This is a genomic window from Catellatospora sp. NPDC049111 (assembly GCF_040648615.1).
Lineage (GTDB): Bacteria > Actinomycetota > Actinomycetes > Mycobacteriales > Micromonosporaceae > Catellatospora > Catellatospora aurea.
The window spans coordinates 1-19252 of sequence record NZ_JBEZEB010000009.1; the positions used below are offsets into that span (position 1 = coordinate 1).

At 71.5% G+C, this 19252-nt stretch carries 18 protein-coding genes; 4 read left to right on the forward strand and 14 right to left on the reverse strand.

Going from position 1 to position 19252, the window contains the following annotated elements; genetic code table 11:
* On the forward strand, window positions 1-1141 hold a 1141-nt coding region (locus tag AB0B66_RS15430), incomplete at its 5' end, for an ATP-dependent DNA ligase (protein WP_360528997.1).
* 65 nt (window positions 1142-1206) lie between these two features.
* Here AB0B66_RS15430 and AB0B66_RS15435 read toward each other — a convergent pair.
* The 9 genes from AB0B66_RS15435 to AB0B66_RS15475 form a co-directional block, all read right to left on the reverse strand.
* Window positions 1207-1398: a PspC domain-containing protein gene (locus AB0B66_RS15435; protein ID WP_360529000.1), complete on the reverse strand. Its 192-nt coding sequence runs from the start codon at window positions 1396-1398 to the stop codon at window positions 1207-1209.
* A 155-nt stretch (window positions 1399-1553) separates the two neighbouring features.
* A complete protein-coding gene (locus AB0B66_RS15440) occupies window positions 1554-2489 on the reverse strand; it encodes a carbohydrate ABC transporter permease (RefSeq protein WP_360529003.1) in 936 nt (311 codons plus the stop codon).
* Window positions 2486-3397, reverse strand: a complete 912-nt coding sequence (locus tag AB0B66_RS15445) for a sugar ABC transporter permease (RefSeq protein ID WP_360529006.1) — start codon at window positions 3395-3397, stop codon at window positions 2486-2488. The genes AB0B66_RS15440 and AB0B66_RS15445 overlap by 4 nt, the downstream gene beginning before the upstream one ends.
* A gap of 71 nt (window positions 3398-3468) precedes the next feature.
* Window positions 3469-4899 carry an N-acetylglucosamine/diacetylchitobiose ABC transporter substrate-binding protein gene (ngcE, locus tag AB0B66_RS15450; RefSeq protein WP_360529009.1) on the reverse strand — a complete coding sequence of 477 codons (1431 nt, stop codon included), beginning with the start codon at window positions 4897-4899 and terminating at the stop codon, window positions 3469-3471.
* A 373-nt stretch (window positions 4900-5272) separates the two neighbouring features.
* Window positions 5273-6766 (reverse strand): CoA-acylating methylmalonate-semialdehyde dehydrogenase, encoded by a 1494-nt coding sequence (locus AB0B66_RS15455; protein ID WP_360529012.1) that lies wholly within the window; start codon window positions 6764-6766, stop codon window positions 5273-5275.
* Entirely contained in the window at window positions 6763-8064 is a 1302-nt protein-coding gene (locus AB0B66_RS15460; protein WP_360529015.1) for an aspartate aminotransferase family protein, read from the reverse strand. Before AB0B66_RS15460 ends, AB0B66_RS15455 begins: the two co-directional genes overlap by 4 nt.
* Before the next feature lie 195 nt (window positions 8065-8259).
* Window positions 8260-10110 carry a PucR family transcriptional regulator ligand-binding domain-containing protein gene (locus tag AB0B66_RS15465; protein ID WP_360529587.1) on the reverse strand — a complete coding sequence of 617 codons (1851 nt, stop codon included), beginning with the start codon at window positions 10108-10110 and terminating at the stop codon, window positions 8260-8262.
* 127 nt (window positions 10111-10237) lie between these two features.
* Window positions 10238-10681, reverse strand: a complete 444-nt coding sequence (locus AB0B66_RS15470) for a hypothetical protein (protein ID WP_360529018.1) — start codon at window positions 10679-10681, stop codon at window positions 10238-10240.
* A gap of 171 nt (window positions 10682-10852) precedes the next feature.
* Window positions 10853-11650 carry an RNA methyltransferase gene (locus tag AB0B66_RS15475; protein ID WP_360529021.1) on the reverse strand — a complete coding sequence of 266 codons (798 nt, stop codon included), beginning with the start codon at window positions 11648-11650 and terminating at the stop codon, window positions 10853-10855.
* Window positions 11651-11808: 158 nt separating this feature from the next.
* On the opposite strand from AB0B66_RS15475, the gene AB0B66_RS15480 reads away from it, so the two are divergent.
* Window positions 11809-12546: a polyprenol monophosphomannose synthase gene (locus tag AB0B66_RS15480; RefSeq protein ID WP_360529024.1), complete on the forward strand. Its 738-nt coding sequence runs from the start codon at window positions 11809-11811 to the stop codon at window positions 12544-12546.
* 159 nt (window positions 12547-12705) lie between these two features.
* Here the strand turns inward: AB0B66_RS15480 and AB0B66_RS15485 are convergent, their stop codons facing one another.
* Window positions 12706-13713 carry an SPFH domain-containing protein gene (locus tag AB0B66_RS15485; protein WP_360529027.1) on the reverse strand — a complete coding sequence of 336 codons (1008 nt, stop codon included), beginning with the start codon at window positions 13711-13713 and terminating at the stop codon, window positions 12706-12708.
* Entirely contained in the window at window positions 13713-14147 is a 435-nt protein-coding gene (locus AB0B66_RS15490; protein WP_360529030.1) for an NfeD family protein, read from the reverse strand. Before AB0B66_RS15490 ends, AB0B66_RS15485 begins: the two co-directional genes overlap by 1 nt.
* A 183-nt stretch (window positions 14148-14330) precedes the next feature.
* On the opposite strand from AB0B66_RS15490, the gene AB0B66_RS15495 reads away from it, so the two are divergent.
* Window positions 14331-15647: a serine hydrolase domain-containing protein gene (locus AB0B66_RS15495; protein WP_360529033.1), complete on the forward strand. Its 1317-nt coding sequence runs from the start codon at window positions 14331-14333 to the stop codon at window positions 15645-15647.
* Between the two features lie 19 nt (window positions 15648-15666).
* Here AB0B66_RS15495 and AB0B66_RS15500 read toward each other — a convergent pair whose 3' ends face one another.
* The gene (locus tag AB0B66_RS15500; RefSeq protein ID WP_360529036.1) at window positions 15667-16482 is read right to left on the reverse strand and encodes a DUF3097 domain-containing protein; all 816 of its coding nucleotides are present in this window, start codon (window positions 16480-16482) and stop codon (window positions 15667-15669) included.
* Between the two features lie 90 nt (window positions 16483-16572).
* Here AB0B66_RS15500 and AB0B66_RS15505 point away from each other — a divergent pair, with 90 nt between their 5' ends.
* Window positions 16573-17355 carry a hypothetical protein gene (locus AB0B66_RS15505; protein WP_360529039.1) on the forward strand — a complete coding sequence of 261 codons (783 nt, stop codon included), beginning with the start codon at window positions 16573-16575 and terminating at the stop codon, window positions 17353-17355.
* Here AB0B66_RS15505 and AB0B66_RS15510 read toward each other — a convergent pair.
* Together AB0B66_RS15510 and AB0B66_RS15515 are read right to left on the reverse strand one after the other, a co-directional pair.
* Complete coding sequence (locus AB0B66_RS15510; protein ID WP_360529042.1) at window positions 17352-18161, reverse strand: HAD-IIA family hydrolase; 810 nt, start codon at window positions 18159-18161, stop codon at window positions 17352-17354. The genes AB0B66_RS15505 and AB0B66_RS15510 overlap by 4 nt on opposite strands.
* Window positions 18158-19201: a ferrochelatase gene (locus tag AB0B66_RS15515; protein ID WP_360529045.1), complete on the reverse strand. Its 1044-nt coding sequence runs from the start codon at window positions 19199-19201 to the stop codon at window positions 18158-18160. The genes AB0B66_RS15510 and AB0B66_RS15515 overlap by 4 nt, the downstream gene beginning before the upstream one ends.
* Between the last annotated feature and the right edge of the window lie 51 nt (window positions 19202-19252).

Genomic DNA, 19252 nt, shown 5'->3' on the forward strand with positions numbered 1-19252 from the left:
GTTCGCGCGCCCTTGGCCTGCGGGAACGTTGCGGAAATTGCGGAGATCAGCGGCACCCGCGGCGGTGGTTCGCCGCGCGCTGCTGCTGTCCGGGGACCTGAAGACGGTGGCCGCGACCGCGCTGACCGAGGGCGAGGCGGGGCTGTCCGCCCTGCGGCTGTCGGTCGGCACCGCGCTCGCCCCGATGCTGGCGCAGTCCGCGCCCGACCCGGAGCAGGCCCTGGTGGCGACCGGCGTCCCGGCGGCCGTGGACGCGAAACTGGACGGCATCCGCATCCAGGCGCACCGCGACGGCGACGAGGTCGCCGTGTTCAGCCGCAGCCTGGACGACATCACCGCACGGGTACCCGAGATCGTGGCCGCGGTGCGCGCGCTGCCGGTGCGCGCGGTCGTGCTGGACGGCGAGGCGATCGCGGTCGACGAGCGCGGGCGGCCGCGCCCGTTCCAGGAGACGTCGGGCCGGGCGGCGCAACGCGCGTCAGGCGCGCTGACCTCGTACTTCTTCGACCTGCTGCACCTGGACGGCACGGACTGGATCGACGAGCCGGGCACGGCGCGCTGGGCCGCGCTCGACGCGATGCTGCCCGCCGCGATGCGGGTCGAGCGCGCCCTCGCCGAGACTCCCGAGCAGGCGCAGCAGGCGTTCGCGTCGGCGCTGGCGGCCGGGCACGAAGGGGTGGTGGTGAAGGCGGCGCAGGCGGCGTACGAGGTGGGGCGGCGCGGCGCGGGCTGGGTGAAGGTGAAGCCGCGGCACACGCTCGACCTGGTGATCCTCGCCGCCGAGTGGGGCAACGGGCGGCGGCGCGGCTGGCTGTCCAACCTGCACCTCGGGGCCCGGGATCCGCAGGGCGGCTTCGTCATGCTGGGCAAGACGTTCAAGGGCCTGACCGACGCGATGCTGGCCTGGCAGACCGAGCGGCTGCTGGAGCTGGCGGTCGAGCGCAACGACTTCCAGGTCACGGTGCGCCCGGAGCTGGTCGTGGAGATCGCGTTCGACGGGGTGCAGCGCAGCACGCGCTACCCGGGCGGGGTGACCCTGCGCTTCGCGCGGGTGCTGGGCTATCGCGAGGACAAGAGCGCGGCCGAGGCCGACACCCTGCATGCGGTACGCGCGCTCGGCGCGTCCGAAGCCGACGCCTGACACGGCACGAGGGCCGTGCCGGAGGCCCCCGGCACCGCCCTCGTTGATCTACGGACGCCCCGCGCTCACTCCTCGGGAACGATCACCCACATGGCGATGTAGACGATGAACTGGGGCCCCGGCAGCAGGCACGACAGCAGGAACAGCAGTCGGACCAGCCAGGCCGGCAGGTTGAAGCGTTGCGCCAGACCGGCGCATACACCCGCGATCCAGCGTCCGTGGCGCGGCCGGTACAGCCGCCGAGCCGTTGAGGCCATCTTGGTCAACTCCCCGAAGAGCGGTGCGGCGTGTTCGCCGCGGCTGTCTTCGACGGTAGAGGGCGGGGTCACCCCCGCCCTCGGTCCGCAGATGGATTCACGCTGGTCGTGGCCCGTACGGGCGTCCCCTATGGCGCGGCTGTGCTAGGACTCACTTACTTCATCTGGCCGGCGGTCAGGCCCGACTGCACCTGGCGCTGGAAGACCGCGTACACCACCAGCACCGGCAGCATCGCCAGGGTGAGGCCGGCGAACAGCCGCGAGTAGTCGCCGCGGTAGCCCTCGCTGATCGCGAGGTTGGCCAGCCCCTGGGCGAGCACCTGCTTCTCGTCCGAGGTGATCAGGACGACCGGCAGCAGGTACTGGTTCCAGTGGCCGAGGAAGTTGAAGATGCCGACGCTGATCAGGCCGGGTTTGGCCATCGGCAGCATGACCCGGAAGAAGGTCCGGAACGGCCCGCACCCGTCGATGTAGGCGGCCTCGGCGACCGCGTCGGGCAGGGTGCGGAAGAACGCGGTGAGGAAGAAGACCGTGAACGGCAGCGAGTACGCCGTGTAGATCAGCATCAGGCCGGGCAGGGTGTCCCGCAGCCCGACCCCGCCGACGATCTTGAACAGCGGCACGAAGGCCAGCACGACGGGGAACATCATGCCGCCGACGAAGACGAAGTACACCAGCCGGCTGCCCAGGAACTTGTAACGGGCCAGGGCGTAAGCGGCGGTCGCACCGAGCAGCATGGTCAGCGTCAGCGAACCGACCAGCACGATGCCGGTGTTGACGAAGTACTGCCCGATGTGGCCGTGCGTCCAGGCGCGGGCGAAGTTGTCGAAGCGCAGCGCGCTGGGCAGCCCCCACGGGTCGCCGAGGATCTCGGCGTCGTCCTTGAACGAGCTGAGCACCACCCACAGCAGCGGCAGCGCCGTCAGCAGGCCCCACAGCACCAGGAAGGCGTGCGAGAACACGTTGAGCGTGCCGTCGACGGCCTTCCGACCCCGTCCGGGCTCCCCGGCGGCGGGCTTGGCCGGGCGGTCCGCCTGGCCGTCCTTCAGGCCGCGCTCGACGACGACGGCATCCAAGGTCTGCTCGCTCATGAAAGCTCGATCCTCTCGCGGCGGGTCAGGCGCAGGGACAGCACGGTGACGCTGAGGGTCACGAAGAACATCACGACGCCGATGGCCGACGCGTAGCCCCACTTGTAGTCGCCGAACGCCTCGGTGTAGAGCCGCAGGCCGACCACGTCGGTGGAGAAGTTCGGGCCGCCGCGGGTCATCACGTGGATCAGCGCGAAGCCGTCCAGCGCCAGGATGGCCAGGTACACCCAGGCGACCTGGATGGTGTCCCAGAGCAGCGGAATGGTGATCCGCACCAGGGTGTTGAGCCGGCTCGACCCGTCCAGGGCGGCGGCCTCGTAGATGTCGCGCGGCACCGACTGCATGGCCGCGCCGAACAGCACCACGTAGAAGCCGACGTTGGCCCAGACCATCACCGCGAGCACGGCCCAGAAGGCGTACGCGGGGTCGCCGAGCCAGACCTTGGCCAGCCCGTCCAGGCCGACGGCGCGCAGCGCGGAGTTGACCAGGCCGCTGCGCGGGTTGTAGACCTCGGCCCAGAGCACGCCGACGATCGACACCGACAGCATCTGCGGCGCGAAGTAGATGACCTTGTAGAGCGCCGAGCCGCGCACGCCGGTGACCGTGCTGCGCCCGCCCCGGCCGCCCACGTTGAGCATGGTCGCCAGGAACAGGCCGAGCGCGATGGTCAGCAGCGGCAGCAGCACCAGCAGCCACAGGTTGTTGAGCAGGGCGTTCCAGACGTACTCGTCGCCCAGCAAACGCTTGAAGTTGTCGAACCCGACGAACTCGTACGCCGGCGACAGCCCCTGCCAGTTCGTCATCGCGATCAGGAACGACTGGGCGTACGGGGACACCACGAAGTAGCCGTACAGCGCCAACGGCGGCAAAAGGAACGCTGCCAGCAGCGGATACTTCCCGTGTCTCACGTCGTGCCCTCCTCGTCGAGTGCGGACCGGCGCCCGCCACATCAGGCGTGGCGGGCGCCGGGGTCAGCGCGTCAGGCGCTGCGCTTGTACTTCTTGAAGGTGGTGTCGGCCGCGATCAGGTCCGCGCCCTTCTGGCAGGCCGCGAGGAACTCCGCGGGCGTGGTGCGCCCGGAGAAGAACTCGCCGCACGCCGCGTCCACCAGCTCGCGCTCCAGCTTGCGGTAGTACACGTTGTAGACCCAGTTGAAGCCGTTGCTTCCCGAGTCGGCCAGCGCCTTGACCGCGGTGGTCAGGCCGTACGGCAGGGTGGCCCCCTCGGCCGCGCCGGCCACCACGGACAGGCTGGACACCTTGCCCGTGAAGTCCTTCGCGCCCTTCATCGACAGCATGTGCCGCATGAGCTCCATGCCGCCGCGCTCGTTCTTCGCCTTGGCGGGCACCACGAACGGCTCGCCGGCGGTGCCGCGGATCGCGGCGAACGGCAGCTTGTCACCCGAGCCGAGGCTCGGGGTCGGGGCGACGGCCATGTTGAAGCCCTCGGGGGTGACCGCCTTCTGCTCGCTCTCCAGCCAGGAACCGCAGGAGATGAACGCGGCGTTGCCCTTGCACCACTCGGTCTGGGACTGCTTGTGGTCCAGGCCCGGGGAGCCTTCGAGGATGTACTTGTCCTTGACGATCTGGTGCCACGCCTCGGCGGCGGCCTTCATCGCGTCGGAGGTCCACGCGCCCGGCTCCAGGTTGTCGATCGCCATGGCGACCTGCGGCCCGCCGAACTTGATCGCCGTGGAGATCACCGGCCAGGACATGTAGCGCGGGTGCTTGCCCTGGTAGGTCCACGGCGCGATGCCGGCGGCCTTGATCTTCTTGCACAGGGCGATGTGCTCGTCCCAGGTCTTGGCGTACTCCCAGCCCTTCTCGGTGAAGAGCTTGCTGGAGTACCAGATGCCGTAGACGGTGTACGCGTAGTTCAGGACGTACGTCTTGCCGTCGAAGCTGCCGCTCTCGACCGTGCCGGGCAGCAGGGTCTCGCGCACCTTCTTGCCGGGCACGTCCAGGCTCGGCGCGTCCAGCAGCGGGGTGAGGTCGGCGAGCGCGCCCTGGGCGACCAGGCCGCCGAGGTCGATCTGGCCCGCGCCGGAGTTGTTCACGAAGTCCGGCGGGGTGCCGTCGACGAAGCGCGGCTGCAGCTCCTTGTTGATCTCCACCACGGCCGAGTGCTTGACCTCGGCCTTGGGGTAGGTCTCCTTGTACATCGCCTCGTGCGCCTTGGCGTAGTCCTCGCCGAAGCCGCCGTTGAAGATGACGACGTCGAGCGGGGCGTCTTCCTTCACGCCCAGCGGGTTCTTGTCGCTCTTGGTGCCCTCGTATTTGCCGGACGTGTCGCCGGAGGTGTCGTCGCCGAGCGCGCAGCTGCTGAGCAGCCCCGCGGCCGGACCGGCGAGGACGCCCGCCGCGGCAGCACGCCGCAGCACCGTACGCCGGGTCAGGTCGGACTGTGCCATTCCCACTCCTTGCCAGAGACGGTCTGGTATTTCCCTACAAGTTTCGGCCGTGTTCTGAAGGATTCTTACGGCCGCCGTCGTCACTAGGCAAGGTCTCGCCGCAGAAACGTTACGCAGACTTTCTACAGAACCCCCATAATTCGCCCCCAGGCGTTCATGACCAGGTGACCGCCTGTTCACGAACCCGCAGGATCATCGGATGATCCCCTATCCGCGGCGGTGAAAGTTTTCACCAACTCCCCCGCGCGGACATGACAGAAGCTCCGATCAAGCGCCTGAGCAGCAAGATCAGAGCAGTGCGCGGCGATCCTCTCACAAAGACGAAACCCCGTCCATGCAGCTCAAGCCGCATGGACGGGGTTTCGGTCGCAGGTCAGTGCTGGGTCGGGAAGCCGAGGTTGATCCCGCCGTGGCGCGGGTCCAGCCAGCGGCTGGTGACCACCTTGCCCCGGGTGAAGAAGTGCACGCCCTCCGCGCCGTGCGCGTGGGTGTCGCCGAACAGCGAGGCCTTCCAGCCACCGAAGGAGTAGTACGCCATCGGCACCGGGATCGGCACGTTCACGCCGATCATGCCGACCTCCACCTCGTGCTGGAAGCGCCGGGCGGCCCCGCCGTCGTTGGTGAAGATCGCCGTGCCGTTGCCGTACGGGTTGCCGTTGACCAGCGCCAGCGCCTCGTCGTACGAGCCGACCCGGACCACGCTGAGCACCGGCCCGAAGATCTCGTCCGTGTAGATCGACATCTGCGGCGTGACCTGGTCGAACAGCGTCGGCCCGAGGAAGAACCCGGACCCGTCCGCGTCCGGCCGCACGGTGCGGCCGTCGACGACCAGCCTCGCGCCGGCCCGCTCGCCCGCGTCGACGTACGAGGCGACCTTGTCCCGGTGCACCTTCGTCACCAGCGGTCCCATGTCGCAGCCCCGGCGGCCGTCGCCGGTGCGGATGCCCGCCACCCGCTCGGAGATCTTGCCGACCAGCTCGTCGCCGACCGGGTCGACCGCGACCACCACGGAGATCGCCATGCAGCGCTCGCCCGCCGAGCCGAAGCCCGCGTTGACCGCCGCGTCGGCGGCCAGGTCGAGGTCGGCGTCGGGCAGCACCACCATGTGGTTCTTCGCCCCGCCCAGCGCCTGCACCCGCTTGCCGTGCGCGGTGCCCGTCTCGTACACGTAGCGCGCGATCGGTGTCGAGCCGACGAACGACACCGCCTTCACCTGCGGGTGGGTCAGCAGCGCGTCCACGGCCTCCTTGTCGCCGTGCACCACGTTGAAGACCCCGTCGGGCAGGCCCGCCTCGGCGAACCACGACGCCAGCAGCACCGACGCGCTCGGGTCCTTCTCGCTCGGCTTGAGCACCACCGCGTTGCCGCAGGCGATCGCGATCGGCGCGAACCACAGCGGCACCATCGCCGGGAAGTTGAACGGCGTGATCACCGCGACCACGCCCAGCGGCTGCCGGATCGAGTACGAGTCCACCTCCGTCGACACGTTCTCGCTGAACGAGCCGCGCTGCGCCGACGGGATGCCGCAGGCGAACTCGACAACCTCCAGGCCGCGCTGCACCTCCCCCGCCGCGTCGGAGAGCACCTTGCCGTGCTCGGCCGTGATCGCCGCCGCCAGCTCGTCCCGCCGCTCGTGAATGAGCTGCCGGAACGCGAACAGCACCGCGGTCCGCTTGGCCAGCGACGCGTCCCGCCAGGCCCGAGCCGCCCGGTCGGCCACGCCGACCACCGCGCCGACCTCGGCCGCCGACGCGAAGTCGACCATCGCGGCCACCGCGCCGGTCGCCGGGTCGTACACCTCGCCCTGCCGGGTCGCGCCGTGCTCCCACGGCTTGCCGTCGACGAAATGGGTTATGTATCCAGTCATGCTGTCACCGCCTGCTGATGTGCGGCCGCCAGTGCGGCGGCCAGGATGTCCAGGCCCTCCTTGGCCTCGGCCTCGGTGAGGGTCAGCGGCGGGCCCATCCGGATCACGTTGCCGTAGAGGCCGCCCTTGCCGACCAGCAGCCCGTTGGCCTTGGTCTCCTCCAGCACGCGCAGCGCCAGCTCCGGGGCCGGATCCAGGGTGCCGGGCCGGACCAGCTCGAACGCCAGCATCAGGCCCTTGCCGCGCACCTCCGCCACGATCGGGGAGTTCAGGCCGCGTACGCCCGCGTGCAGCACCTCGCCCACCCGGGCCGCGTTGGACTGCAGGTCGTGGGAGAGCACGTAGTCGAGCACCGCCTGGCCCGCCGAGGCGCTGATCGGGTTGCCGCCGAACGTGTTGAACGAGACCGCGTTCAGGCAGTCCATGATCTCGCCGCGGGCCACCACACCGCCCAGGGTGAAGCCGTTGCCGATGCCCTTGGCGAAGGTCAGCATGTCCGGCACCGCGTCGTGGGCCTGGTAGCCCCAGAAGTGCTCGCCGGTGCGGCCCCAGCCGGTCTGCACCTCGTCGGAGACCCACAGGATGCCGTGCTCGTCGAGCACCTCCTTGACCGCCTTGAAGTAGCCGTCGGGCGGCGCGACGAAGCCGCCCACGCCCTGGATCGGCTCGGCGATCAGGCACGCCACGTCGCCCGCGGTCGTGGTGGCCAGCACCTCGCGCAGGTCGGCCACGGAGCGCGCGATGTACTCGGCGTCGGACAGTCCCGCGAACACGCCCCGCAGCCGGTCGCCGGAGTGCAGGTAGCTGACGTTCACCGGGGACAGCGAGGTCGCCGACCAACTGCGCTGGCCGGTGACGGCGAGCGCGGCGAAGCTGCGGCCGTGGTAGCTGTTGCGCACCGCGAGGATCTGGTTGCTGCGCCGGAACTGGGTGGCCAGCAGCAGGGCCGTGTCGTTGGCCTCGGTGCCGGAGTTGGCCAGGAACACCTTCGGGTTCGCGATGCCGGACACCTTGGCGATCTTCTCGGCCAGCTCGACCTGCTTGCGGATCAGATACAGCGTCGAGGAGTGCGCGATGCCCTTGTCGAGCTGCCGGCGCACCGCGTCGGAGACCTCCGGGATGTCGTACCCGATCATCGTGGTGAGCACGCCGCCGAAGAAATCAAGGTACGTGCGCCCCGCCGCGTCGGTGACCCGGCAGCCGGAGCCGGAGACCAGCTCGATCGGGTCGGCGTACAGCGGGTTGATCCAGTTGGGCATGACGGCACGGTGGCGGTTGAGCAGTTCGTCGGTGCTCATGGGCTAACACGTCCTTCGGCGGGCGGTATACGGCTGTGGCTCGGATCACCCTGGACGCTCCCAGCTCCGGGAGCCCCGGGCAAGCTACATCGTGCCAGCCGCCACCGTGTCCACCTGACAGATCGTCAAGCCGACAGGGTACGCGCCGCGCTTCTCGCCGAAGAATCGAAGGCTGCACCTCGGTTTTTCTGTGGGTCAGCCCCGCAACACGTCCCTCGCCAGCAGCGCCACGTGCAGCGACAGGCACACCTGCACCGAGTCCAGGTCCACTCCCAGAATGCGCTCGATCCGGGCCAGCCGCTCGTAGAAGGCGGGCCGGGACAGGTGCGCCGCTCCCGCGGCGATCGACTTGTTGCGCCCGTGCTCCAGGAACACCCGCAGCGTGGGCAGCAGCGCGTCCTTGCGATGCTCGGCGTCGTACGCCAGCAGCGCCCCGAGCTGGCGCTCCACGAACGTCTGCAGCCGCGGCTCGTCCCGCAGCAGGTGCAGCAGCCCTGGCAGGCCCACGTTGGGCAGCCGGTGCACGTCCGGCCCGGCCGGGTCGTGCCGGGCGGCCTCGGCGACCTGCCGCGCCTCCACCAGCGAGCGCCGGGCCTCGCGCAGGCTGTCCACGCCCGAACCGGCCGCGATCAGCAAGGTGCCGGCCCGACCCCGGCGCAGCGCGGCGGCGAAGGACTCCAGCGCGGGCTCCTCCTCCCCGCGGACCGCCAGCAGCGCGCCCACCGCCCGGTCGTCGACGGCGCTGGTCAACCCGGTCTGCTTGGCCTCGCGCAGTGCCTGCGAGACGGCGTCGGCCAGGTCGCGCAGCGCGGCCTGGCCCGCCTCGGTGCCCGCCGCCAGCGACTCGTCCCGGTGCCGCACCACCACCCCGACCAGGCGGCGGCGCTCCAGCTGGATGCCCAGCGCCGCGGCCCGCAGCGCCACCTCCGACACCGGCAGGCTGTGGTCCAGCAGCGCCGACAGCAGGGTGCCGTGCAGCTGCCGCTCCAGCCCTTCGGCGTCCCGCCGGATGAGCCGGCCCAGTGCCAGCGTCGATGCGGCCCGCTCCAGCAGGATGATCAGCCGCGTCGGGGGTGTGGACGACGGGGTGGCCAAGCCCGCGTCGGGCTCCTCCCACGAGACGGATAGACCCGGCGGCCCGCCCGGCCCTGAGCGGTCCGCGGGCGCCTGCGACCCGGCCGGGCGGCCGGCCTCTCCGCGTTCTGCCGAGCCCACCCCGGCCGGGTGTTCCGGCCACGTGGTCTGGGCTGCGCCTGACCCGGCGTCCACCCGGACCGGGCCGACCGAGGCCGCCAGGCCCCGCGCGGTGCCCGAGGCGGGCCAGCGCAGCAGCAGGCGGCCCCAGTCCTGGCCGCGCGCCCCGACCGGGGTCACCAGCCAGCCCGTGTCCGGGTCGTATCCGGTGCGCCCGCTGCCCGACGGCTGCGCCTTGATCCGCCGGGAATGCTGCTCCCAGCCGTCCAGGAGCATCTCCGCGCGATCTCCGGCCGCGTCGTAGGCCAGCACCTGCCTGGCCAGGTTCTCCAGCACCACGGGGCAGCCGGCGAGCTGCGCCGCCTGGTGCACCACCTCGGCCGGCTCCGCGCCGTCCACGCTCAGCTCGGTGAACCGCTGGTGGATCTGCTCGGTGGCGCGCAGCTCGGCCAGCTGCGCGTCCACGATCAGCGCGTGCACCGCCTCGGTGATCTGCACGAACGGGGTCGGCCTGCGCAGCTCGACGAGCGGCAGGCCGGCCTTCTGCGCGGCGGCCGCCATCACCCGCGGCACGCTCGCCGTGTACCGCCGCCCCAGCTCCACGATCAGCCCGGACACGCCGACCTCGGCCAGGTCGTTGACGAACGCGCGTACGCCCGCGTCGTCGGCGGGCAGGCCGATGCCGGTGGTCAGCACCAGCTCGCCGCCACGCAGCAGGGTCGCGATGTCGGGCACCTCCGCCGAGTGCACCCAGCGCACCGGCCGGTCGAGCCCCGACTCACCCGCGACCAGCCGCGGCGCGCCGATCCGCACGGGGTCGAGCGCGATCACCTCACGCACCGTCGGGAACACCGCGGTCACCGCGGTCCCGCCGCGGCGTCACGCCCGGCACGTCTGCAACAGCTGGCCATACCCCGACCTCGACAGCCCTATGGTGCGTTCAGCCTAACCACGCCGCCGCGCCGCGCCGACCAGCCGGTCACGACGCGGCGGTCTCCGCCCGCTCGTATCGGTCGGCCAGATGGCGCAGCAGCACCAGCGGGAACACCCCGAACACGTTCACCAGGGCGCTGTACCACAGCCCCAGGCCGCCCTGATACGCCGACATGCCCGATGAGATGACGGTCGCCGACCACCACACGTCGGCGACCGCGATGGCCGCCGACAGCCGGCGCGGCGCCCGAGCACGCCACGCCGGCTCGTCCGCCGGGTCCCTACGGCGCCGATCCCACCAGGCCAACGCCGTCCCGAACGCCGCGAAGAAGATCCAGATGAAGAGGAACATCGGCCAGCTGAAGGGACCCGGCTCCGAGCCGAAGAGAGCGATCAACGCCACAAGCGACAGCTGAATCGCCCCGACCAGGCCGAGCACCTCTACGGGCACCGCCCACCAGCCGATACGCCGCCCGAGCCCGGTCAGCACGGCGTCGCCACGCCTCGCAGAGTCATGGCGCGCAGTGTAGGCACCGGCCGCCATCCCGCGCAGACCGACCGTTTCGCCGGTCAAGATCTGTTTTTGTGGACGCCTGACGCCCCTATGGGGGCACCCAGCGTCCACAAAAACAGATCTTGCGCGGAACGAGACGCAGTCCGGTCAGGCGGGGTCGTCGCGGGTCAGCTCCCAGCAGGCGACCGCCGTCGCGGCGGCGACGTTGAGGGAGTCGACGCCCCGGCGCATGGGCAGGCGCACGCGCACGTCGCTGGCCTCCAGGGCGTGCCGGGACAGGCCCGGCCCCTCCGCGCCCAGCAGCAGCGCCGGACGCAGCCGCTGGGTGTCGGTGAGCTGCTGCATCGGCACCGCGTCGGCGGCCGGAGTCATCGCCAGGATCGTGTACCCCGCGTCCCGCACCTCCGACAGCGCCTGCGGCCACGGATCGAGTTTGGCGTACGGGATCGCGAACACCTCGCCCATGCTCACCCGCACGCTGCGCCGGTAGAGCGGATCCGCGCAGGTCGGCGACAGCAGCACCGCGTCCACGCCCAGCGCCGCCACGCCCCTGAAGATCGCCCCGATGTTCGTATGGTTGTTGATGTCCTCCAAGATGACCACGCGCCGGGCCGCGGCCAGCACCTCCGAGGCCGCCAGTGCCGGTTGCCGGTGAAAGCTCGCCAGCACGCCCCGGTGCACGTGGAACCCGGTGACCTGCTCCAGCACCTCCGGCTCGGCTCCGTACACCGGCGCGCCGTCGAGGTCGGCGACCTGCCCGGCGCGTTTGGCCTCGACCAGGAACGAGCGCGGCCGGTAGCCGGCCCGCAGCGCGCGGCGCAGCACCAGCTCCCCCTCGGCGATGAACAGCCCGTGCGGCGGCTCCCAGCGGGTACGCAGCTCGACGTCGGTCAGCGCCCGGTAGTCCGCGATGCGTTCGTCGCCCGGATCGGTGATCAGTTCCACGTCCCGATTCTGCCGTCCGGGGCGGCACGGCCCGGCGGCGACACCGCGCTTGGGGCGTTCGGCCCCGCCGGAAGGTAGGATCGGCCACCGCCGCCCGTCCATCGGCCGTCTGCCCTGATCCGCTCAGCCGGTCGGACGTCCCCAATCCTGAGGTATCGATGAAGAGCACCGCTCCGAAGATCACGGTGGTCGTGCCCACCTACAACGAGCGCGACAACCTGCCGAAGCTCGTCGACCTGCTGGCGGCCCTGCCGGTGGCGAACCTGCACGTGCTGGTGGTCGACGACAACTCGCCGGACGGCACGGGCGAGGTCGCCGACAAGCTGGCCGTCGACGGGCCCGCCCCGGTCACGGTGCTGCACCGCACGGCCAAGGACGGGCTGGGCCGGGCCTACGTCGCGGGCATGACCCAGGCGCTGGACGAGGGCGCGGACATCGTGATCCAGATGGACGCCGACCTGTCCCACCCGACCACCGCGATCCCCGCCATGCTGCAGACGCTGGCGGACACCGACGCGGCCGTCGTGCTGGGCTCGCGCTACGTCGCCGGCGGCGCGGTCGCCAGCGACTGGCCGTGGCACCGCAAGGCGCTGTCGGCGTGGGCGAACTTCTACGTCAACGCGATCCTGCGGCTGCGCGTCAAGGACGCCACCGCGGGCTTCAAGGCCTGGCGTGCGGCGACCCTGCGCGCGATCGACGTCGCCTCGGTCCAGAGCAACGGCTATGCCTTCCAGGTCGAGATGAACCACCGCGTGGTACGCCAGGGCCTGCGTATCGCCGAGGTCCCGATCCGCTTCGAGGAGCGCGAGGAAGGCGTCTCCAAGATGAGCCTCGGCGTCCAGATCGAGTCCGCCCTCGTCCCCTGGAAGCTGCTCATGGGCCGCGACCCGCGCTGACCCCGTCAACCCGGAAGGGCCGGCAGCCACGGCTGCCGGCCCTTCCGCGTACCATCGAGATCCTGACGATCTTGCGCGAACTGTTGTGATTTTGTCCGGTTTACCCGGGTCAAGCCCACAGTTCGCGCAAGATCGTCGCCCCCGGGGTGGAGGCGGCCGTCACTCCTTGGGGAGGCGGCTGGTTTCGATTTCGATCTCCTTGACCGCTGCGGCGGCCTCGGCCGCGACGCGGTGCGCCTCGGCTTCGGCCTCGGCGCCCGACTCGCGGGCGGCCTCGGCGGCCTCCGGGTCGCTGCGCAGGCCGCCGAAGGTCGACGCGATGCCGTCCAGCGCCTTGGTCAGCTCGACCGGGACGATCCACAGCTTGTTCGACGCGCCGGCCGCGATCTGCGGGAGGGCCTGCAGGTACTGCCAGGCCATCACCTTGTTGTCGGGCGAGGACACGTGGATGGCGTCGACGACCAGCTTGATCGCCTTGGCCTGGCCCTCGGCCTGCAGGATGCGGGCCTGCCGGTCACCGTCGGCGCGCAGCACCGCCGCCTGCTTGTCACCCTCGGCCGTGAGGATCTGGGACTGCTTGACACCTTCGGCGTTGAGGATCGCGGCACGGCGGTCACGCTCGGCGCGCATCTGCTTCTCCATGGAGTCGCGGATGCTCGGCGGCGGCTCGATCGCCTTGATCTCGACACGGGTCACCTTGACGCCCCAGCGGCCGGTGTTCTCGTCGAGCACCGCCGACAGCTGCCGGTTGACCTCCTCGCGGCTGGTCAGCGAGCGCTCCAGGTCCATCGAGCCGATGACGTTACGCAGGGTGGTGACGGTCAGCTGCTCGATCGCCTGCAGGAAGTTGGCGATCTCGTAGGTGGCCCGCACCGGGTCGATGACCTTGAAGTACAGCACGGTGTCGATGGAGACCACCAGGTTGTCCGACGTGATCACCGGCTGCGGCGGGAAGCTGACCACCTGCTCGCGCAGGTCGACCTTGGTCCGCACGGCGTCGATGAACGGCACCAGGATGTTCAGGCCCGGAGTCAGCGTGCGGTTGTACTTGCCGAGGCGCTCGACCACGTCGTTGCGCTGCTGCGGCACGATCTTGACCATCTTGATCAGCGTGATCAGGACGATCAGGGCGATGACCGCCACCAGCAGGGTAATAAAAGTCTCCATCAATCCCTCCAGACCAGCGCCGTCGCGCCGTCCACTTTCACTACCCGGACCCGGTCACCCGGGACGTATGACTTCGTGGCGTCGTACGGCCGGGCCCGCCAGAGCTCGCCGCCGATCTTGACCAGGCCGTTGTCGACGTCGACCCGCTCCACCACGAGCGCGCCCGCGCCCTCGGTGACCGCGAGCCCCATCGAGGCGGCATCGGCATCCTGCCGGAACCAGCGGTGCTTCATCCAGGGGCGCACCACCGCCAGCGAGAGGACCGACACCACGATGAACACGATGCCCTGGATCCAGCCGGGTGCTCCGCCCAGACCCACCAGCGAGGCGGCCAGCGCGCCGGCGCCCAGCATCAGCAGCACGAACGTGCCGGTGAAGAGCTCCGCGATCACCGCCACCGCTGCGAGGAGTAGCCACCACATCCAATCTTCCACGTGCTGATCGTGTCACGCTCACGCCAGTGTTGGGGGGTGTGGATCTCCTCGTCCGTTCGGACAGATCAGGAGGTACGCCCAGCCAGCCGGGGTAACGCCTTGGCCCGGACGCCGTTGTCCGCATAGGTTGTCCAGCGCAGTCGGCGGCGCACGGATACCGCCGGCGCACAGGGTGGAGTGACAATGACGCTGAACACGCAGACCGCGGCACGCTTCGACGAGCTGGTGGCGGGCGCGCAGGCGCAGGGGCGTACCCCCTGCCTGGTGGCGGCCGTGGTGCGCGACGGGCGGGCGGCCCACCTGGCCGTGGCCGGCGCCGACCCGGCGACCGGGGCCGCGCCGACCGGCGACACCCAGTTCCGCATCGGCTCGATCAGCAAGACGCTGACCGCCGTGCTGATGATGCAGCTGCGCGACGAGGGCGCGCTCGCCCTGGACGACCTGCTCTACCGGCACCTGCCCGGCACCCCGGTGGGCAGTGCCATCACCATCCGCCAGCTCCTGGGGCACATCTCCGGCCTGCAGCGCGAACCCGACGGCCTGTGGTGGGAGCGGCACGACGGCCCCGACCTGGACACCTTCCTGGCCGCGCTGACGCCGGACAAGCTCGCCTACCCGCCGCACCGCGCCTACCACTACTCCAACCTGGCGTACGGGCTGCTCGGCGCGGTCGCCCACCGGCTGACCGGTCTGCACTGGACGGAGCTGGTCACCAAACGCCTGCTGGAGCCGCTGGGCATGACCCGCACCAGCTACTGCGAGGTCGAGCCGTTCGCCCGCGGCTACGTGGTGCACCCCTGGCACGGCACGCTGAACGAGGAGCCGCGCACCGACGCCGGTGCGATGGCCCCCGCCGGGCAGCTCTGGTCCACCGCCGACGACCTGCTCAAGTGGGCCGCGTTCCTGGCCGAGCCGGACCCGGCGGTGCTCGCCCCGGCGACGCTGGCCGAGATGTGCGCCCCGGTCGTGATGACCGACCTGGACGCCTGGACCACCGGCCACGGCCTCGGCCTGGAGCTGATCCGCAGCGGCGAGCGCATCTTCGCCGGACACGGCGGCTCGATGCCCGGCTACCTGGCCCACCTGTGGACGCACCGGCCCAGCCGGACCGGCGTGGTCGCCTTCGCCAACGCGTACACCCTGCACGGGCGGCGGATGGCCGACCTGAGCCGGCAGTTGCTGACCGAGGTGCTCGACGCCGAGCCCGAGCGCCCCGCGCCGTGGCAGCCGCAGCCCGCCGGGCAGCCGCACGAGCTGGAAGGCACGTGGTGGTGGATGGGCCGGGAGTTCGCCGCCCGCTTCGACGCCGACGCGGGCGAGCTGGTCTTCACCCCGGTCACCGTGCCCGGCACGCCGTGGCGGTTCACCACCGAGGGCGCCGACGTGTGGCGCTGCCACAGCGGCAGCAACGACGGCGAGGTGATGCGGGTCCGCCGCGACGCCGAGCGTTGCCCGGTGGAGCTGGACATCGCGACGTTCCTGCACACCCGGCAGCCCTGAACGGACTGCGGCGCGGCGGCTACTCCTGCGGCGCGGTCACGAAGTCGATGAGGCGCTCCACCGAGTTGACCAGGGGCGTCTCCAGGTCGTGGTAGCTGTCCACGCGCGACAGCAGCCGCCGCCAGAACAGCGCGGGCTCCTTGACGCCGAGCGCGGCGCAGATGCCCTCCTTCCACGGGTGCCCGTACGGCACCACCGGCCACTCCTCCATGCCCAGCCGGGACGGCTTCACCGCCTGCCACACGTCCACGTACGGGTGTCCGGCGATCAGGCAGTGCGGGCTGTCCACCGCCTGCGCGAGCCGGGCCTCCTTGGTGCCGGTGACCAGGTGGTCCACCAGCACGCCGAGCCGCCGTCCCGGGCCCGGCGCGAACTCGCGCACCGCGGCGGGCAGGTCGTCGACGCCGTGCAGCGGCTCCACCACGACCGCCTCGGCGCGCAGGTCGTCGCCCCAGATGCGCTCCAGCAGCTCGGCGTCGTGCAGGCCCTCAACCCAGATCCGCCCGGCGCGGGCCACCTGGGCGCGGCCCGGCGCGGCGGCGACCGAACCGGACGCGGTGCGCCGCGGCTGCGCGGGCGCGGCGGAGGCCTGCGGGCGGCGCAGCGTGACCACCGTCCCATCCAGTAGGAAGGCGGCGGGGTCCAGTGGGAAGTGCCTGCGGCGGCCGTGGCGGTCCTCCAGGGTCACCGCGCCGTACTCGAAACCCACGATCTCCCCGCAGAACCCGCTGCCCGCATCCTCGACGACCATGCCCAGCTCAGCGTCGTGTTCGGGGGTCACCCGACGGGGCTTGCGGCGGTCGAAGGAATCGAGCACATCATCGCTGTAGCGCATGCGACGGCACCCTAGTCCCCGCGGGCGTCGCGCGCTCAATGACGCGCCGGTCCGGGACAAACCCCAGGAACAGCACGTACCCTGGTCGGCATGTCCCCCGCAGCGCAGGTGACCCTGACCACGCGCCGGTCCGCCCGCTTCGTCGCGTGGACCCGGGCCTGGCGCGCCGGACTGGTGTCCTTCGACGAGATCCTCGACGACCTGACCGCCGAGGAGGAGCAGCACGTGCGCGACCTGCCCGGCCAGTGGCGCGAGGAGGTCGGACTGCGCGAGGCCCTGCCCGCGCTGGCCAAGCTGCACCCCGACGAGATCCGGCTGGTGCTGCCGGTGCCCGGCGACCCGCGCGGGCTGCCCGGCCCCGGCCCGTTCACCAGCCACGCGCTGGTCAACGGCGAGGGGGTCATCGCCAGCCGGCTCGGCCTGGTGCCCGAGGCGCGGCAGCACACGTCCGGTTCGGGCGTCACCTTCACCACCGTGCTGTGGCGCGCGTTCGAGCTGCCGGAGGCCCCGAGCGCGCACCTGCCGGGGGTGCGCGAGGCCGACGGCGCGCTGAGCCAGGCGCTGACCGAGACCACCACCCGGCTGGTACGCCTGGACGTGGCGCAGTGGCGGCCCGAGCTCGCCGGGGCGCTCCAGGCGCTGCGCAAGCCCGACGCCGAGACCGACCTGCCCCCGGGCTACGACCCGCGTGCCCGGCGGCTCTACGCCCGTGCCTGCGTGCTCGACCGGGTGCTCACGCTGGCCGGCCAGGCCGCCCCGGGCGGGGCGCTGAACAGCTTCGAGGCCCAGCAGCGCGACGAGGCCCTGCGCCCGCTCGCCGCCGCCTGCCGCGCCGCCCTCGTCGCCGCCTGCAACGCCCCGTTCGAGAGCTAGGCGGCCTCCGCCTCGGCCTGCAGCGGCTGGACCTCGTCGATCAGGTCGGCGACGGAGTTGATGACCCGCGACGGCCGGTAGGGGTGGCGCTCCACATCGGCCTTGGTGGCGATGCCGGTGAGCACGAGGATGGTGTGCAGCCCGGCCTCCAGGCCGCAGAGCACGTCGGTGTCCATCCGGTCGCCGATCATCGCGGCCTGCACCGAGTGCGCGCCGATCTTGTTGAGTGCCGAGCGCATCATCATCGGGTTCGGCTTGCCCACGAAGTACGGCTCGATGCCGGTGGCCTTCGTGATCAGCGCGGCGACGGAGCCCGCGGCGGGCAGCGCGCCCTCGTTGGACGGTCCGGTGGCGTCCGGGTTGGTGCAGATGAACCGGGCACCCTTGTTGATCAGGCGGATCGCCGTGGTGATCGCCTCGAAGCTGTAGTTGCGGGTCTCGCCCAGCACCACGTAGTCCGGCTCGTAGTCGGTCATGATGTAGCCCGCCGCGTGCAGGGCCGTGGTCAGGCCCGCCTCGCCGATGACGTACGCCGTGCCGCCCGGCCGCTGGTCGGCCAGGAACTGGGCGGTGGCCAGCGCCGACGTCCAGATCGCCGACTCCGGCAGGTCGAAGCCCAGCCGGGTGAGGCGCGCGTGCAGGTCGCGCGGGGTGTAGATGGAGTTGTTGGTGAGCACCAGGAACGGCACGCCCGAGGCCCGCAGCCGGCCGATGAACTCCGGCGCGCCCGGCACCGGCTCACCCTCGTGGACCAGTACGCCGTCCATGTCGGTCAACCAGGCGGCGATCGGCTTACGGTCGGTCATCGGGTTCCCTCTCTGTTGCTGCGCACCGGCGGCGGGCAGCAGTTGCTCGCACAGACATCCCAGTGCCCGAGCCTACCGAGCGCGGCCCGGGTGCGGTCCCCCGGCGGCGCCATCCGCTCCAACACGAGGTCGCGCACCATCGCCACGAAGCGCGGGTCCGCGCCGGGGGTGCCCGCCCGCGCGAAGCCCAGGCCCAGCCGGCGCGCCGTCGCCGCGGCCTCCTCGTCGAGGTCCCACAGCACCTCCAGGTGGTCGGAGACGAACCCGATCGGGCTCACCACCACCTGGGTCACGCCCTCCTTGGCCAGCGCCTCCAGGTGGTCGTTGACGTCGGGCTCCAGCCACGGGATGTGCGGCGCGCCCGAGCGGCTCTGCCACACCAGGTCCCAGGACAGGCCCGGCGCGCCCCGCTCGGCGACCAGCCGGGCGGTCTCGCGCAACTGCGCCTCGTAGCGCCCGCCGGACGGGCCGCTCGACTCCGCCATGGACACCGGGATCGAGTGCGCCGTGAACACCAGCCGGGTGGTCGCGTGCTGGGTCACGTCCAGCGTCGACAGCGCCGCGGCCACCGCGTCGGCGAACGGCTCGACGAAGCCGGGGTGGTCGTGGAAGTGGCGCAGCTTGTCCACGACCGGGGCGCGCGGCCCGACCGCGGCCCGCGCCGAGGAGATGTCCTGCAGGTACTGCCGGCACGACGAGTACGACCCGTACGCGCTGGTCGCCAGCGCCACCGCGTGCCCGATGCCGTGATCGCGCATCTGCGCCAGGGTGTCGGCCAGCATCGGCCGCCAGTTCCGGTTGCCCCAGTACACCGGCAGGTCCACCGCGTTGGCCGCGAAGTCGGCCCGGATCGCGGTGACCAGCTCCCGGCACTGCTCGTTGATCGGCGACACCCCGCCGAAGCGCAGGTAGTGCTCGGCGACCTCGGCCAGGCGTTCCGGGGGCACGCCCCGGCCCCGCGTCACGTTGTGCAGGAACGGCAGCACCTCGTCGGGGTGTTCCGGACCACCGAACGACAACAGCAGGAAGGCGTCGTACATGCGTAAAAGGCTAGAACCCCACCCGGACCGCCCACACATCACCCACCCGCC

What these genes read in the sequence shown, in the direction of transcription:
- AB0B66_RS15435 (WP_360529000.1), bottom strand. Translation starts at nt 1,398, where the DNA reads ATGGCCTCAACGGCTCGGCGGCTGTACCGGCCGCGCCACGGACGCTGG.
- AB0B66_RS15510 (WP_360529042.1), bottom strand. Translation starts at nt 18,161, where the DNA reads ATGACCGACCGTAAGCCGATCGCCGCCTGGTTGACCGACATGGACGGC.
- AB0B66_RS15455 (WP_360529012.1), bottom strand. Translation starts at nt 6,766, where the DNA reads ATGACTGGATACATAACCCATTTCGTCGACGGCAAGCCGTGGGAGCAC.
- AB0B66_RS15440 (WP_360529003.1), bottom strand. Translation starts at nt 2,489, where the DNA reads ATGAGCGAGCAGACCTTGGATGCCGTCGTCGTCGAGCGCGGCCTGAAG.
- AB0B66_RS15500 (WP_360529036.1), bottom strand. Translation starts at nt 16,482, where the DNA reads ATGCGCTACAGCGATGATGTGCTCGATTCCTTCGACCGCCGCAAGCCC.
- ngcE (WP_360529009.1), bottom strand. Translation starts at nt 4,899, where the DNA reads ATGGCACAGTCCGACCTGACCCGGCGTACGGTGCTGCGGCGTGCTGCC.
- AB0B66_RS15495 (WP_360529033.1), top strand. Translation starts at nt 14,331, where the DNA reads ATGACGCTGAACACGCAGACCGCGGCACGCTTCGACGAGCTGGTGGCG.
- AB0B66_RS15505 (WP_360529039.1), top strand. Translation starts at nt 16,573, where the DNA reads ATGTCCCCCGCAGCGCAGGTGACCCTGACCACGCGCCGGTCCGCCCGC.
- AB0B66_RS15480 (WP_360529024.1), top strand. Translation starts at nt 11,809, where the DNA reads ATGAAGAGCACCGCTCCGAAGATCACGGTGGTCGTGCCCACCTACAAC.
- AB0B66_RS15515 (WP_360529045.1), bottom strand. Translation starts at nt 19,201, where the DNA reads ATGTACGACGCCTTCCTGCTGTTGTCGTTCGGTGGTCCGGAACACCCC.
- AB0B66_RS15460 (WP_360529015.1), bottom strand. Translation starts at nt 8,064, where the DNA reads ATGAGCACCGACGAACTGCTCAACCGCCACCGTGCCGTCATGCCCAAC.
- AB0B66_RS15485 (WP_360529027.1), bottom strand. Translation starts at nt 13,713, where the DNA reads ATGGAGACTTTTATTACCCTGCTGGTGGCGGTCATCGCCCTGATCGTC.